The organism is Kitasatospora sp. NPDC003701 (assembly GCF_053587085.1).
The window spans coordinates 1-14,148 of the sequence record NZ_JBSFNM010000083.1; the positions used below are offsets into that span (position 1 = coordinate 1).

Annotated in this window: 15 protein-coding genes; 11 read left to right on the plus strand and 4 right to left on the minus strand. The window is 73.3% G+C overall.

Features of this window, described 5'->3' with window-relative positions; all coding sequences use genetic code 11:
- Positions 1–126: 126 nt before the first annotated feature.
- A complete protein-coding gene (locus ACWDRR_RS40450) occupies positions 127–1,752 on the minus strand; it encodes an FAD-dependent oxidoreductase (protein ID WP_449777304.1) in 1,626 nt (541 codons plus the stop codon).
- A 307-nt stretch (positions 1,753–2,059) separates the two neighbouring features.
- Between ACWDRR_RS40450 and ACWDRR_RS40455 the strand changes: the two genes are divergently transcribed.
- From ACWDRR_RS40455 to ACWDRR_RS40485, 7 genes are read left to right on the plus strand one after another with little or no spacing between them, the layout of a single operon-like run.
- A complete protein-coding gene (locus tag ACWDRR_RS40455; RefSeq protein WP_449777305.1) occupies positions 2,060–3,226 on the plus strand; it encodes a SchA/CurD-like domain-containing protein in 1,167 nt (388 codons plus the stop codon).
- A gap of 46 nt (positions 3,227–3,272) precedes the next feature.
- Positions 3,273–3,707, plus strand: a complete 435-nt coding sequence (locus tag ACWDRR_RS40460; protein WP_449777306.1) for a cupin domain-containing protein — start codon at positions 3,273–3,275, stop codon at positions 3,705–3,707.
- Positions 3,704–4,960, plus strand: a complete 1,257-nt coding sequence (locus tag ACWDRR_RS40465; RefSeq protein WP_449777307.1) for a beta-ketoacyl-[acyl-carrier-protein] synthase family protein — start codon at positions 3,704–3,706, stop codon at positions 4,958–4,960. The genes ACWDRR_RS40460 and ACWDRR_RS40465 overlap by 4 nt, the downstream gene beginning before the upstream one ends.
- A gap of 5 nt (positions 4,961–4,965) precedes the next feature.
- Complete coding sequence (locus ACWDRR_RS40470; RefSeq protein ID WP_449777308.1) at positions 4,966–6,207, plus strand: beta-ketoacyl synthase N-terminal-like domain-containing protein; 1,242 nt, start codon at positions 4,966–4,968, stop codon at positions 6,205–6,207.
- A 40-nt stretch (positions 6,208–6,247) separates the two neighbouring features.
- A complete protein-coding gene (locus ACWDRR_RS40475) occupies positions 6,248–6,508 on the plus strand; it encodes an acyl carrier protein (RefSeq protein WP_329490975.1) in 261 nt (86 codons plus the stop codon).
- Between the two features lies 1 nt (position 6,509).
- Entirely contained in the window at positions 6,510–6,965 is a 456-nt protein-coding gene (locus tag ACWDRR_RS40480) for an SRPBCC family protein (RefSeq protein WP_360625621.1), read from the plus strand.
- 5 nt (positions 6,966–6,970) lie between these two features.
- A complete protein-coding gene (locus tag ACWDRR_RS40485; protein WP_449777309.1) occupies positions 6,971–7,303 on the plus strand; it encodes a TcmI family type II polyketide cyclase in 333 nt (110 codons plus the stop codon).
- A gap of 98 nt (positions 7,304–7,401) precedes the next feature.
- Here the strand turns inward: ACWDRR_RS40485 and ACWDRR_RS40490 are convergent, their stop codons facing one another.
- Positions 7,402–8,049, minus strand: coding sequence for a DUF4360 domain-containing protein (locus ACWDRR_RS40490; RefSeq protein WP_449777337.1), 648 nt, complete (start codon positions 8,047–8,049; stop codon positions 7,402–7,404).
- Between the two features lie 286 nt (positions 8,050–8,335).
- Here ACWDRR_RS40490 and ACWDRR_RS40495 point away from each other — a divergent pair, with 286 nt between their 5' ends.
- The 4 genes from ACWDRR_RS40495 to ACWDRR_RS40510 all read left to right on the plus strand — a co-directional run bounded on the left by ACWDRR_RS40495 (position 8,336) and on the right by ACWDRR_RS40510 (position 11,764).
- A complete protein-coding gene (locus ACWDRR_RS40495) occupies positions 8,336–9,634 on the plus strand; it encodes a tyrosinase family protein (protein ID WP_449777310.1) in 1,299 nt (432 codons plus the stop codon).
- A 1-nt stretch (position 9,635) separates the two neighbouring features.
- The gene (locus ACWDRR_RS40500; RefSeq protein ID WP_449777311.1) at positions 9,636–10,139 is read left to right on the plus strand and encodes a hypothetical protein; all 504 of its coding nucleotides are present in this window, start codon (positions 9,636–9,638) and stop codon (positions 10,137–10,139) included.
- Between the two features lie 324 nt (positions 10,140–10,463).
- Positions 10,464–10,853 (plus strand): hypothetical protein, encoded by a 390-nt coding sequence (locus ACWDRR_RS40505; RefSeq protein WP_449777312.1) that lies wholly within the window; start codon positions 10,464–10,466, stop codon positions 10,851–10,853.
- Positions 10,854–11,071: 218 nt separating this feature from the next.
- Positions 11,072–11,764, plus strand: a complete 693-nt coding sequence (locus tag ACWDRR_RS40510; RefSeq protein WP_449777313.1) for a class F sortase — start codon at positions 11,072–11,074, stop codon at positions 11,762–11,764.
- A gap of 67 nt (positions 11,765–11,831) precedes the next feature.
- On the opposite strand, the gene ACWDRR_RS40515 is transcribed toward ACWDRR_RS40510, so the two are convergent.
- Positions 11,832–12,863, minus strand: a complete 1,032-nt coding sequence (locus ACWDRR_RS40515; RefSeq protein ID WP_449777314.1) for a methyltransferase — start codon at positions 12,861–12,863, stop codon at positions 11,832–11,834.
- Positions 12,864–13,041: 178 nt separating this feature from the next.
- Positions 13,042–14,124: a right-handed parallel beta-helix repeat-containing protein gene (locus ACWDRR_RS40520; protein ID WP_449777315.1), complete on the minus strand. Its 1,083-nt coding sequence runs from the start codon at positions 14,122–14,124 to the stop codon at positions 13,042–13,044.
- Positions 14,125–14,148 lie beyond the last annotated feature (24 nt).

The window sequence follows — 14,148 nt, forward strand, 5'->3', positions numbered from 1 at the left end:
GCCGATCCCCGGGGCGTCGGGGGGACGCCTCGGGGATCGGCTTCGGGCCCGGGGGCCGGGGTGCCCGCTCGGGGCCGGGGGCCGGCTGGGGGCTCGGCGGGCCTCCGGCCCGGGGTGCGGCCGTGCCTACAGCTTCAGCACCGTGCGCAGCGCCGCCTCCACCGCCGCCTCCGGGTCCGCCGCCGCGTCCTCGCTACGCCAGGCGACGAAGCCGTCCGGGCGGACCAGCACCGCGCCGCCCGCACGGACACCGTGCAGCTCGGCGAAGTCGGCACCCGCCTCGGGCGCCAGGTCGTCCTCCGCCCCGGTGCCGATCCGGTAGGCGTCCAGCGGCACGGCCAGCCGGTCGGCCGCCCGGCGGGCGCCCTGGTGCCAGGCCGCGCCCTCGGGACCGGTCAGCAGGACCATCGCCTGCTCGTACAGGTCGAGGGTGGAGAGCTTGACGCCCGCCCGCAGCAGCCACTGGTGCGGCGCCCGGCTGCCGGGCTCGCCGCCCGACTCGAACGCCTCGGGCACCACCGGGCCGGCCGGGTCCGCGCCGGCCACCGCGCCCACCGGGTAGCGGTAGCCGAGCGCCACCGCCAGCACCCCGGCCTGCCGCCCGACGCCGGGCACCACCGCGTACCCGGGGTGGCTGTGCTCCGCCGAGCGCGCCGAGGCCCGCTCGCTGGTGACCTCCGCCACCGGTCGGCGCTCCTGCCCGTAGGTCTCCAGCAGCTCCGGCCCGGCCCAGCCGCAGAGCACCGCGGCCAGCTTCCAGGCCAGGTTGTGGGCGTCCTGGATGCCGGTGTTCGAGCCGAACGCGCCGGTCGGCGACATCTCGTGCGCGGCGTCCCCGGCCAGGAAGACCCGCCCGGCGGAGTAGCGCTGCGCCACCCGCTCGGCCGCGTGCCAGGGGGCCTTCCCGGTGACCTCCACCTCCAGGTCCGGCACCCCGACGGCGGCCCGGATGTGCCGGACGCACCGCGCGTCGGTGAACGCCTCCAGCGGCTCGCCGTGCTCGGGGTGCCACGGCGCGTGGAAGACCCACTCCTCGTGGTTGTCCACCGGCAGCAGCGCGCCGTCGGCCTCCGGGTCGGTCAGGTAGCAGGCGATGAAGTGCCGGTCGCCCACCACCTCGGCCAGCCGCTTGGCCCGGAAGGTGATGCTGACGTTGTGGAACAGCTCGCCCTTGCCGCTCTGGCCGATGCCCAGCGCCTCCCGCGCCGGGCTGCGCGGGCCGTCCGCCGCGATCAGGTACTGCGCCCGGACCGTCCGCTCCTCACCGGTCTCCCGGCTGCGCAGCAGCGCCGTCACCCCCTCGCCGTCCTGCTCGAAGGAGACCAGTTCGGTGCTGAACCGCAGGTCGCCGCCGTACTCGCGGGCGGACTTCAGCAGGACGGGCTCCAGGTCGTTCTGGCTGCACAGGCACCAGGAGCTGGGGCTGAACCGGGCGAGCCGGCCGCCCGGGTCGATCTCCCGGAACAGCCACTCCTGCTCCTCGCCGGTCAGCGAGGGGGCCTGCAGGATGCCGTGGTTCGCGGCGAGCACGGAGGCGGCCTCGCGGATCGCCGGCTCGATCCCGGCCCCCCGGTAGAGCTCCATCGTGCGGACGTTGTTGCCTCGGCCACGCGGGTGACGCGAGGTGTCGGCGTGCTTCTCGACGAGCAGGTGTCTGACACCCAGTCGGCCCAGGAAGAGCGAGGCCGACAGCCCGACCAGCGAGCCGCCGACGATCAGGACCGGCACCCGGTCGTCAACCTTCGGATTCATCAATTGCTCCAGCCTGTACGGGGGTTCGCGGCCCGGCTGCGGGGCTCGGCGCCGCCCTCGGCGGGGCCTTCGCGCACGTCGGCCCCGCTCTTCCATCCCCCGTGGCGGGTGCGTTCTGCCGCCCCTTCGCTCGGATGGCCCGCATATCTCGCGCCACTCGTGGGGTCCGCGCACGATCGACCTCAGGCCTGGCCCCCACCCGCCCGGGCCGACCCGCCACCGCACCGCCCTCCCCCGCCGGGGCCCGTCCGGACCGAAGCCGCCCGGCGCGCCCGGCGCGGGCAGCCCCGAAGCAAGAAAGTGGATCATGACGACTCTGTCCGAACCGCAGGCCGAGCAGCACGCCGAGTCCCACACCCGGCTCCGCGTGATGCTGATGCTGGAGATCAAGGACGGCGCCCAGCAGCGCTTCCTCGACGTGTACGAGAAGCTGCGCCACCAGGTGGCCTCGGTCCCCGGCCACGTCAGCGACCAGCTCTGCCAGTCGATCAACGACCCGAGGCAGTGGCTCATCACCAGTGAGTGGAAGGACCAGGAGACCTTCCTGGAGTGGGTGGACAGCCCGGCCCACCGCGAGATGGTCAAGCCGATGCACGGCTGCGTCAGCGACACCTTCCGCTCGCTGCGCTACTCCATCCTCCGGGAGACCTCCGCGGCCGGCGCCACCGGCACCCGCAAGCCGGTGGACGTACCGCCCGGCCTGCCGCGCACCACGCCCGCCGGACACGTCGGCCCGCCGCAGGCCGCCCCCGGCCCGGACGGGGTGGTCCGGCACGCCCTGACCTTCACCGTGAAGCCCGGCAGCGAGCACGAGGTGGCCCGGATCCTCTCCGGCTACGCCTCCCCCCAGGCCGAGGTGGACGAGACCACCCGGCTGCGCCGCACCTCCCTGTTCATGCACGGCAACCGGGTGGTCCGGGCCGTCGAGGTGATCGGCAACCTGGGCGACGCGCTGCGCCACGTGGCGATGCAGCCCGAGGTCCGGGCGGTCGAGGAGGCGATCAACCCCTACCTGGAGGAGGCCCGCCAGCTGGGTGACCCGCAGGCGGCCCGCGCCTTCTTCGCCCGTGCGGCGCTGCCCGCCGAGCACCAGGCGATCGCCGGCTCCCCGGCCTCCGGCAGGCTGCACCGGCACGCCGTGCTCTACCCCGTCAAACCGGGCAACGGCGCGGCCGTGGCGGCCCTGCTCGCCGAGCACGACAACCTGGCCACCACCGACCCGACCGGACCGCTCGCGGCGAGCATCGTCTTCCACCGGGAGGACGTCGTGGTCCGCCTGGTGGACCTGCGGGTCCCGGCCGAGGCCGAGCCGGCCGCCGCCCTCGGCGTGGCCGGCGAGCGCGAGGCCGCCGTCCTGGGCCGGCTGCTCGACCTCGGCCCCGAGGGCGACCTGCGCACCGTCGCCGGTCTGAGCGCCTTCCTCGCCGCCCGCGCCATGAGCCCGGTCACCGACCGCAGCTCGCAGCTCACCTGACCGACCATCGGCCGTCCGCCGGCTCCGACACCCGAAGGAAGAAACCATGTCCACGCAGTACCCACGGATCGTGCACGTCGACGAGGCACCGGAGAACCGCCGGCGCGGCGGCGACCTGCGCGCCATGCTCACCCCGACCACCTGCGGCGCCACCAGCGGTTTCATGGGCCTGGCCATCGTCCAGCCCGGCGAGCGGATCGGCGAGCACTACCACCCGTACTCCGAGGAGTTCGTCTTCGTGGTCTCCGGCGACCTGGAGGTGGACCTGGACGGGGAGACCCGCCTGCTGAAGCCCAACCAGGGCCTGATGATCCCGATCGACATGCGCCACCGCTTCCGCAACGTCGGCGACACCGAGGCCCGGATGGTCTTCCACCTCGGCCCGCTCGCGCCCCGCCCGGAGCTCGGCCACGTCGACACCGAGGAGACCGACGGAGCCGTGACCTCCGGCCCGCCGGAACACGCCAAGGTGGCTTCGTGACACGGCGGGTCGCCGTCACCGGGATCGGTGTGGTCGCGCCCGGTGGCGTGGGCGTACCGGCCTTCTGGCAACTGCTCACCTCCGGCCGGACGGCGACCAGGGGCATCACGCTCTTCGACCCCACCGGGTTCCGCTCCCGGATCGCCGCCGAGTGCGACTTCGACCCGGCGGCGCACGGCCTGAGCGCCGACGAGGTCCAACGGGCCGACCGCTACGTGCAGTTCGCGATGGTGGCGGCGGACGAGGCGGTCGCCGACGCGGGCCTGGACCTCACCGCGGAGGACCCGTGGCGGATCGGCGTCTCGCTCGGCACCGCCGTCGGCGGCACCACCCGGCTGGAACACGACTACGCCCTGGTCAGCGCCGGCGGCGCGCGCTGGGACGTGGACCACCGGCGGGCCGAGCCGCAGCTGCACCGCGCCTTCGCACCCAGCACGCTGGCCTCCGCGGTCGCCGAGCGCACCGGTGCGCACGGCCCGGTGCAGACCGTCTCCACCGGCTGCACCTCCGGGCTGGACGCGATCGGCTACGCCTTCCAGGCGGTCGAGGAGGGGCGCGCCGACATCTGCATCGCCGGCGCCTCCGACTCGCCGATCTCGCCGATCACCGTCGCGTGCTTCGACGCCATCAAGGCCACCAGCGAGCGCAACGACGACCCGGAGCACGCCTCCCGCCCCTTCGACGCCCACCGGGACGGCTTCGTGCTCGGCGAGGGCGGCGCCGTCCTGGTGCTGGAGGAGCTGGAGCACGCCCGGCGGCGCGGCGCCCGCATCTACGGCGAGATCGGCGGCTTCGCCACCTTCGGCAACGCCTACCACATGACCGGCCTCACCCAGGAGGGGCTGGAGATGTCCCGGGCGATCGACGAGGCGCTCGCCCACGCCCGGGTGAACCGCACCGACGTCGACTACGTCAACGCGCACGGCTCGGGCACCAAGCAGAACGACCGGCACGAGACGGCGGCCGTCAAGCGCTCGCTCGGCGAGCACGCGTACGGGACGCCGATGAGCTCGATCAAGTCGATGGTCGGGCACTCGCTCGGCGCGATCGGCGCGATCGAGGTGGTCGCCTGCACCCTCGCACTGGCCCACGGCGTGGTACCGCCGACCGCCAACTACGAGACTCCGGACCCGGAGTGCGACCTCGACTACGTGCCGCGCACCGCGCGCGAGCTGCCGCTCCGTCACATTCTGTCGGTCGGCAGCGGATTCGGCGGATTCCAGTCCGCCGTCGTGCTCAACAGAACGGGGTGAGATCCATGACGTCACGTCAGCAGGGCCGCCGGGCGGTGGTCACCGGCCTCGGCGTGGTCGCGCCGAACGGCGTGGGGGCCGACGCCTTCTGGAAGGCCACCAGGCAGGGCGTGAGCGTCCTCGACCGGATATCCCGCGAGGGCTGCGCGGACCTACCGCTGCGCATCGCGGGCCAGGTACGGGACTTCGACCCGCAGTCCGTGATCGACAGCCGCTACCTGGTACAGACCGACCGCTTCACGCACTACGCGATGGCCGCCGCCGACCTGGCGGTGGCGGACGCCGGGTTCGTTCCCGATCCCGACCAACCCTTCGGGGTGGGCGTGGTGACCGCGGCCGGCTCCGGCGGCGGCGAGTTCGGACAGCGCGAGTTGCAGCAACTCTGGGGACAGGGGCCGCAGTTCGTCGGTCCCTACCAGTCCATCGCCTGGTTCTACGCGGCCAGCACCGGCCAGGTCTCGATCCGCGGCGGCTACAAGGGCCCGTGCGGGGTGGTCGCCAGTGACGAGGCCGGCGGCCTGGACGCCCTCGCCCACGCCGCCCGGTCCATCGCGCGCGGCACCGACGCGGTGGTGGCCGGGGCGGCCGAGGCCCCGCTGGCGCCGTACTCGATGGTCTGCCAGCTCGGCTATCCCGAGCTCAGCCTCGCCGACCGGCCGGACCGGGCCTACCTGCCGTTCTCCGCCGAGGCGAACGGCTTCGCCCCCGCCGAGGGCGGCGCGATGCTGCTGCTGGAGGACGAGGAGACGGCCCGCCGGCGCGGTGCCGCCGTCCGGGCGTACCTGGCCGGGCACGGCGCCACCTTCACCGGCGCCTCCCGCTGGGAGGAGTCCCGCGAGGGGCTGGCGAACGCCGTCCGGATCGCGCTCGACCAGGCCCGGATCGCCCCGGAGGAGATCGACGTGGTCTTCGCCGACGCCCTCGGCGTCCCGGCCGCCGACCGCGCCGAGGCGCTGGCCCTGGCCGACGCCCTCGGCCCGTACGCCGAGCGGGTACCGGTGACCGCCCCCAAGGCCGGCACCGGGCGGGCCTACTGCGGCGCCCCGCTGCTGGACACCGCCGCCGCCGTGCTCGCCATGGAGGACGGCGTGGTGCCGCCCACCCCCAACGTCACCGAGGTCTGCCACGACCTCGCCCTGGTGACCGGCCGCGCCCGCCCGGCCGAGCTGCGCACCGCGCTGGTGCTCAGCCGCGGGCTGATGGGCTCCAACTCCGCGCTGGTGCTCCGGCGCGGTGACCGGGCCTGACCGAAGCACCGCTTCCGCAACGAACTGAAGGGAACATCCCGTGAGCAACACCCTCAGCCACCCCGAACTGGCCGCGCTGATCCAGGCCCGGGCCGGCGTGGTCATCGACCCGCTCGACCTGGAGCGCCCTGGCGCCAGCTTCGACGACTTCGGCGTGGACTCCCTCGGTCTGCTCGGCGTGGTCGGCGAGCTGGAGAACCGGCACGGCGTGAAGGTCACCAACGGAGCGGAGTCGGCGAAGACGCCGGCCGAGTTCCTCGACCTGGTGAACTCCTCGTTCGCCACGAAGGCCGGTGCCTGAGATGCCCGGACACACGGACAACGAGATCGTCATCGCCGCGCCGCTCGACCTGGTCTGGGAGATCACCAACGACCTGGAGAACTGGCCGCAGCTGTTCAGCGAGTACGCCTCGGTCGAGGTGCTGGAGCGGGACGGCGACAGCGTGCGCTTCCGGCTCACCATGCACCCCGACGAGAACGGCCAGATCTGGAGCTGGGTCTCCGAGCGCACCACCGACCGGGCCTCGCTCGCGGTGCGCGCCCGCCGGGTCGAGCCCGGGCCGTTCGAGTTCATGGACATCCGCTGGGAGTACGCGGAGGTTCCGGCCGGCACGAAGATGCGCTGGGTCCAGGACTTCGCGATGAAGCCCACCGCGCCGGTCGACGACGACGGCATGGTGAACCACATCAACCGCAACTCGCGGGTCCAGATGCAGCTGATCCGCGAGAAGGTCGAGAAGCAGGCGGGGGAGGTCTGAGCCGGATGCACCGCGCACTGATCGTCGCCCGGATGAAGCCGGACGCCGCCGACGGCATCGCCGAGGTGTTCGCCGACTCCGACCGGGGCGAGCTGCCGCACCTGATCGGCGTCACGGGGCGCAGCCTCTTCCAGTTCGGCGACGTCTACCTGCACCTGATCGAGGCGGACCGCCCGCCGGGCCCGGCCGTCGCCAAGGTGGTCGGGCACCCGGAGTTCCGGGACGTCAGCGACCGCCTCACCGCCTTCGTCCAGGCCTACGACCCGGCCACCTGGCGGGGGCCCAAGGACGCCATGGCGCACGAGTTCTACCGGTGGGAGCGCGGCGGCACGGGCTGACCGCACCCCCCGTCCTAGCGGGCCGCCCCCCGGCGCAGGTCGGGGGGCGGCCCGCTGCGCGCACGGGCCGACGCGCGTCGGCCCGTGCGCGGCGTCCGTCAGGGGCACTGCTTCCAGGCGAGGTGGTAGGTGGTGTTGATGCTGCCGTCGGTGGAGTCCATGGTCATGAAGCTGGTGGTCCTGGTCGGGTCCGAGGTGCCGGCGCTGACCCGGAGTTCGGTGTTGATGTTGAAGTTGCGGAGCTCGCCGCAGGGCGCCCAGACCAGGGCCGCCACGGCGACGCTGTCGGTCGCCTGCCAGCTGTCGTCGAGCGCCCCGGTGAACCGGTGGCTGAGCTTGGTGGTCTGGGGCGAGCCCTGGAAGTAGTAGTTCGCCTGCTGCACCGCGCTCGCCCCCTTCTCCAGGTGCGCGTAGCCCCGGTAGTCGGTGGCGGCGATCGCGTAGGTGAAGCCCTGCGGGACGTGGACGTTCAGGTTGAGCTGACAGTTCTTCCGGAAGTCGGTGGGCTTGGACCCGACGCCCACCTGGGCGATGTAGTCGCTGTAGGTGACGGTGAAGGCCGTGTTGTCCGGGGAGACGGCGACGGCGGCGGTGCCGGCCGGGCAGCCGGAGCCGTTGACGGTGGCCACGTCGATGACGATCTTGTCCGGCGGCGGCGTGGTCCAGCCGCTGGAGGCGGTGCCACCGCCGATGCCGCCGAGCGAGGAGCCGAGCAGCGCTGCCGCCGCACCACCGACGGCCATCATGCGTACAGTCACGGGCTTCACCTTCCGTTTGCCCGCCGGTTCCCGGCCGCGCACCCCCACGTGCGAGCCTCCGGCGAGTTGTCGAGTACATGTCAGCACGGCAGGAGCGGCCCGGACAGGGGGCGCGGACCGGCGCATCGCGAAGCGCCGGGGCGGGCGGGCCGGCGCCGGGCGGGCACCCGGGCGGGCGGTACTCCGGTCGACTGGCGGAGAACGCGCCGCACCGCACGGCTGACGATGGCGGTCGGCCCGCGCGCATACGTTGTGCCGCAACGGAGGTGACCCCATGACCAAGAGCCGACGCGACATCAATTCGCTGAGTCCGAGCGAGCTGGACGACTACGTCCACGCCCTCGGGATCCTGCGCGCGCGGTCCGCCGCGAACCCGGACGACGAGACCGGCTACGACTTCCAGGCCGCACTGCACAACGACCAGTTCGTGGGCCCGTGCGAGCACGGCAACGACCTGTTCCTGCCGTGGCACCGGTCGCACCTGTACCACTTCGAGAAGCTCCTGCAGGAATCGGACCCGCCGCGGACGGCGAACGTCACCCTGCCGTACTGGGACTGGATCCACCCGCAGACGGCAGGGAAGTTCCCGCCCGCGTTCTCGCTGCCCGGGCTCGTGGAGGACCGCATCACCGCCCCGGTGCCGCTGCCGCCCGACACCCTGGAGATCGTGACGACCGAGACCGACCAGGGCTCGTTCGGCGGCTTTCCGGAGGCGCACGCGGGGGGTGACTACGGGCGCCTCGAAGACGGGCCGCACAACTTCATGCACTTCAACTTCATCGGCGGTCTGATGAAGGTCCCGAGCACGGCCGCGATGGACCCGATCTACTACAGCTTCCACTGCTTCATCGACCTGCTCTGGGCCGAATGGCAGCGGCGCAACGGGGCGCCCGCCCTCACCTCGCCCGACCACGACCTGCGCGGCTTTCTCCCCCAGGCCAAACACAAGGTCGCGGACTTCGCCGACACCGTGGCCCTGGGCTACGAGTACGCGTACACGGACCAGCTGAAGACGGCCTTCGCCGTGGAGACCCCGCAGCCGGTCACCCGCCGGCTGCTGGCGACCGAGCCGCTGGCACTGGTCTCCGCTCCGAACCTGACGGCTTCGCTGCGGAGCAACTCCCGGGCGGAGTTCGGCCTCGTGGCCCCGTCCACCGAGGCCCGGAAGGTCGTGGTGCGCCTCGACGACGTGAAGGTCCCCGTCGCCGGCAGCTACGTGCTGCGCGCCTACGTCCACCCCGCCGACGTCGAGTTCCGTGCCGACGACCCGGACTTCGCCCGCCGCTACGGCGTCGGCTACGTCGCGATGTGGGTGGCGCACCACATGACCGACGACGGCGACCGCGCCTCCGGCCGCCACCGCGGTGCCACGGCGCACCCTCACCACCCGACCGAGTGCAACGCGCGCTTCGACATCACGGCCGTCCTCGAGGCGTCACACGCCGCCCCCGAGTCCCTGGTACTGACGCTCCAGTACGTGCCGGCCAACGGCCCCGACGGGCTGCCCGAGGAGCCGGCCGGACTGCTCGACGAAGTCGCCCTGAAGAACGTCCTGCTGGAGGTGTACAGCTGATATGCGCACTCCCGTCTTCGAACTCCACATCCGCCCCATGTTCCGGGCGACCGACCGGGAACACATGACCTTCGCGGTCGACCTCTGGGACTACGACTCCGTGGTCGCGAACGCCGACGACATCCTCTCCCGGGTCGACGGCAACGGCATGCCCCCGGACGGCGAGGGCGGCCCCTGGCCGGACGAGTGGATCGCGCTCTTCCGCCGCTGGAACGACAGCGGGCACAAGCGCCTCCAGGTCGGCACCGCGACCTTCGCCTTCAGCCACTCCGGCACCGCCAACAACGTCACCGCGACCGGCACCTTCCCGGCCGCCGGATTCACCGGCTGGCTCCAGCTGGAGAACGAGACCGACAGCGCGAAGACGTACGTCCTCTACTACGAGGCCCCGGACGCGCCCGTCCCCGGCGTACCCGCCGCGTTCACGCTGAAGGAGCGCTATCGCGATGCCGACAGCCGCTCCGTGTTCGTGCGGGACAGCACGGGCGTGCAGCAGCTGCACTGAGCCGGCGTCGATCCGGCCGGACCGCGGCGGCCCCGGGGTGACCTCCCGGAGCCGCCGCTTCCTCGTGGCCGCGGTCCGGGCTCGGGGGCCGGCTCGGCTGCCCCGCCCGCCCGGGGCCCGGATACCGAATCACCCGGATCGCCGGGGCACTCGGGTGAACACGCCCAGGAGTCCACTCGAAGGGCGCACCGCCACGGCGGTGACCGCCGCCCTCCGGTGGCAGCGGCCGCCCCGGTGAATGACGGTGGTTCAGGCGCACCCCGCGAGTCCCCTTGCCCGACGACGTGTCGGCAGTCGCGGCCCCGCGCCGGAAGGATCGTCCCCATGCGTTCTGCACGCACGCTGCTCGCCGGAGCGGCCGTCGCCGCCGCACTCACCGTCGCCGCCCCCGCCGCCTACGCGGACGGCTCGGCCGACAAGAACCTCACCTGGCAGGAGAAGCAGGACAAGGCTGCCAGCCCCGACGGGCAGAAGACCTGGGAGGAGAAGCAGGACAAGGGCTCCTCCTCTTCCTCCGAGAAGGACTACAAGTCCGGCGAGGAGCACAAGGCGGCCGAGGAGAAGACCCCGCACGGTGGCGTGCACACCGGCGGCGGCGGCCTGGCCCTGTCCGGCGGCGGCCTCGCCTCCGGCGCCGTCCTGCTGCTCGGCGGCCTCGGTGCCGGCGCGCTCGCGCTGCGTCGCGGCCGTCGGACCAGCGGCGCCGCGATCTGACCCGGCGCCGCGCCGCGGTCTCCCCGCCGTGGCCACCGCGCTGAGCGGTGGCCACGGCGGGAGCACGTGCGGCGCCGCACCCGGCCGTGCGCCGCGGGCCGAGCGGCGCCGTCCCGGACTTCCCGGTGGCCGCGGGCCGGCGGGCCACCGGTCGCGACCCGACCCGGTGGCCGCGGACACCGCCCCGGCCGTCACAAGCCCGACCTAGGAGTGGAACGATGGCCGGTCCGGCCGCTGGAACGTCCCGGTTGCTGCGCGCGGGTATGGGCGCCGCGGCCGTCGGTCTGCTGCTGATCTACAACTCGGTGGACGTGGCACCCTCGTCCGATCCCGGACCCGGCCAGGCCGCTCCCCCGGCCGCCACCGCGAGCGCGTCCCCCGGTGACGCCGCCCCGGCGGCGGCCGCCAAGCCCACCGCGGCGGCCGCGCCGGCGGCTCCCGCACTGAAGCGGGCCAAGCCGACCCGGCTGCGGATCCCGCAGATCGCCGTCGACGCGCCGTTCACCGAGCTGACGGTGAACCCGACCGGGGAGCTCAACGCGCCGCCGCCGGACGACAAGAACCTGGTCGGCTGGTACCGCGACGGCGCCTCGCCCGGCGAACGCGGCGCCGCCGTGGTGGCCGGGCACGTGGACACCAGCAAGGGCCCGGCGGTGTTCCTGCTGCTCAGCCTGCTCGTCCCGGGCAACAAGGTCGAGGTGCAGCGGGCCGACGGCACGGTCGCCGTCTTCTCGGTGGACTCGGTGGAGACCTTCGCCAAGAACGCCTTCCCCGACCAGCGGGTGTACGGGAAGACGACGGACTCCCAACTGCGGCTGATCACCTGCGGCGGCGTGTACGACAAGAAGCGCAAGGACTACCTGGACAACGTGGTGGTCTTCGCGCACCTGGAGTCCTCGCGCAAGGCCTGAGCCCGGACAGCGACGACCGCCGGCCCCCTCGACGGGGGCCGGCGGTCGCTCGTCGCGGGCGCGGTGCTCAGCCGCGCACGGTGGCCTCGAACGCGTGCAGGTAGGGATTGACCGGGCGGACGTCGGCCACGTCCAGGCCGGCCTCCGCCATCAGCCGCACCAGGCTCTCCTTGGAGTGCTTCGCGCCGCCGACGTTGAGCAGCAGCATCAGGTCCATCGCGGTGGTGAAGCGCATCGACGGGCTGTCGTCGACCAGGTTCTCGACCACCACGACGCGGGCGCCCGGACGGGCCGCCAGGACGACGTTGGCGAGGGTGCGACGAGTGCTCTCGTCGTCCCACTCCAGGATGTTCTTGATGATGTAGAGGTCGGCGTGGACCGGGATGTCGACCCGGCAGTCGCCGGGGACCAGCCGGGCCCGGGCCGAGAAGGCGCCGCCGTCCCGCAGCCGCGGGTCGGCGCCGGCGACCACCTTGGGCAGGTCGAGCAGGGTGCCGTGCAGCGCCGGGTGCTTCTCCAGCAGGCTCGCCAGCACGTGGCCCTGGCCGCCGCCGATGTCGACCACCGAGTCGATCCCGGTGAGGTCGAGGTACTCGGCGAAGTCGGCGGCGGACTGCCGGCTGGAGGTGGTCATCGCCTTGTCGAAGACCTTGGCCGAGTCGCCCCCCTCGCTGTGCAGGTAGTCGAAGAACTCCTTGCCGAACAGCTCGGGGAAGACGTTGCGGCCGGAGCGGACGGCCTCGTCCAGCTTCGGCCAGGCCTCCCACGTCCACGGCTCGGTGCACCAGAGGGAGATGTAGCGCAGGCTGTTCGGGGCGTCCTCGCGCAGCAGGCGGGACATCTCGGTGTGCTCGAAACGGTCGTCGCCCGTCTCGTGGAAGATGCCGTAGCAGGTGAGCGCCCGCATCAGCCGGCGCAGCGGCTTGGGCTCGGTGTCGAGCGCGGCCGCGAGGTCGGTGACGGTGGTCGGGGTGTCGCCGAGCGCGTCGGCGACACCGAGCCTGGCGGCCGCGCGGACGGCGGCGGCGCAGGCGGCGCCGAAGACGAGCTCCCGCAGGCGCATCGCGGCCTGCGGGGTGGTGGCGGGTGCGGTGGTCATGTGCCGTCTTTCTGCAGGTGGGAGGTGGGGCTGGGGTCTCGGGGGGCCGGGGTTCTCGGGGCCGGGGTTCTTCGGGCCCGGGGTTCATCGGGTCCGGGGTTCATCGGGTCCGGGGTTCTTCGGGTCCGGGGTTGTCCGGGGTTCTTCGGGCCCTCGGGGCTGCGGGCGGTGCCGCGGCTCAGCAGTGGCCGGCCGGCTCGGAGACCGCGCACTGGTTGCGCGCGAAGGAGTTGTCCGTGCCGGTGTCGCGGTCGGCGAGGTCGGCCGGGCCGTTGCCGACCACGTGGTTGCCGGTGACGGTGTTGCGGGCGTTGGCCACGCCGACCACGCTGCGGAAGAGCACGATGCCGCCGGACATCGGCGAGGCGCCGACGTTGTCGCTGACCTCGTTCTCGGTCACCGTGGTGTCCTCGGCGCCGGTGAGCAGGATGCCGGTGCCCTGGATGGCGTCGAGGCGGGGGTTGGGCGGGCAGTACCTGTTGTTGGCGACGACCCGGTTGCGGCTGACGCCCAGTGCCCCGGCCCGCGGGACTCCCTCGTCGCCGACGATGAAGACGCCGCCGCAGTTGCCGTGGATCTCGTTCGCCTCGACGCTCAGGTCACGCAGGCGGCGGACGGTGACGCCGATCCGGTTGTCGGTGAGCAGGTTGCCGCTGACCACGGTGCCGTCGGTGGTGATGGCACCGCCCTCGCTGTCCACGGAGTTGGCGAGGAAGACGCCGGACTGGCCGTTGCGGGTCGACTCGTTGCCGGTGATCACGGCCCGGGTGGACCTCTCCTGGCTGATGCCCTGCTGGCCGTTGTCGTGGACGTAGGTGGCGCGCACGGTCATGCCGTCGGTGCCGGAGGCGTTGATGCCGTTCTTGCGGAAGCCGGTGACGGCGAGGCTCTCGATCGTCACTCTTGTGAGCGGGTGGCCGTCGGCTCCGACGACGCAGAGGCCGTGTCCGGCGGTGGCGCAGGCGCTGCCGTCGGCGGCGTCACCGGGGGCGATCACGCTGTCCGGGCCGGCGCCGCGCAGGGTGAGGCCCGGGGTGGTGATCCGGACGCTGCCCAGGTAGGTGCCGGGCAGCAGCTGGACGGTGTCGCCGGGGCGGGCCTCGTCGACGGCCTGCTGGATCGATTCGCCCGGCTGGACGAGGTGCAGGGCCTCGGCCGCGTGCGCCGAGGGGACGGCGCCGAGCGTGGTCAGGGCGGTGGTGAGGGCGGTCGTGGCGGCGGCGGTGGCCGCGGCGAGGTGATGGACCCGTCGCGTGGGCATGAGTGGTGACCTGCTTTCTTGCGC

Bases quoted from the DNA above. Each gene is read 5' to 3' on its own strand.
- ACWDRR_RS40500 (WP_449777311.1), top strand. From the start codon at position 9,636: ATGCGCACTCCCGTCTTCGAACTCCACATCCGCCCCATGTTCCGGGCG.
- ACWDRR_RS40460 (WP_449777306.1), top strand. From the start codon at position 3,273: ATGTCCACGCAGTACCCACGGATCGTGCACGTCGACGAGGCACCGGAG.
- ACWDRR_RS40470 (WP_449777308.1), top strand. From the start codon at position 4,966: ATGACGTCACGTCAGCAGGGCCGCCGGGCGGTGGTCACCGGCCTCGGC.
- ACWDRR_RS40515 (WP_449777314.1), bottom strand. From the start codon at position 12,863: ATGACCACCGCACCCGCCACCACCCCGCAGGCCGCGATGCGCCTGCGG.
- ACWDRR_RS40455 (WP_449777305.1), top strand. From the start codon at position 2,060: ATGACGACTCTGTCCGAACCGCAGGCCGAGCAGCACGCCGAGTCCCAC.
- ACWDRR_RS40490 (WP_449777337.1), bottom strand. From the start codon at position 8,049: ATGATGGCCGTCGGTGGTGCGGCGGCAGCGCTGCTCGGCTCCTCGCTC.
- ACWDRR_RS40505 (WP_449777312.1), top strand. From the start codon at position 10,464: ATGCGTTCTGCACGCACGCTGCTCGCCGGAGCGGCCGTCGCCGCCGCA.
- ACWDRR_RS40510 (WP_449777313.1), top strand. From the start codon at position 11,072: ATGGCCGGTCCGGCCGCTGGAACGTCCCGGTTGCTGCGCGCGGGTATG.
- ACWDRR_RS40495 (WP_449777310.1), top strand. From the start codon at position 8,336: ATGACCAAGAGCCGACGCGACATCAATTCGCTGAGTCCGAGCGAGCTG.
- ACWDRR_RS40480 (WP_360625621.1), top strand. From the start codon at position 6,510: ATGCCCGGACACACGGACAACGAGATCGTCATCGCCGCGCCGCTCGAC.
- ACWDRR_RS40450 (WP_449777304.1), bottom strand. From the start codon at position 1,752: ATGAATCCGAAGGTTGACGACCGGGTGCCGGTCCTGATCGTCGGCGGC.
- ACWDRR_RS40485 (WP_449777309.1), top strand. From the start codon at position 6,971: ATGCACCGCGCACTGATCGTCGCCCGGATGAAGCCGGACGCCGCCGAC.
- ACWDRR_RS40520 (WP_449777315.1), bottom strand. From the start codon at position 14,124: ATGCCCACGCGACGGGTCCATCACCTCGCCGCGGCCACCGCCGCCGCC.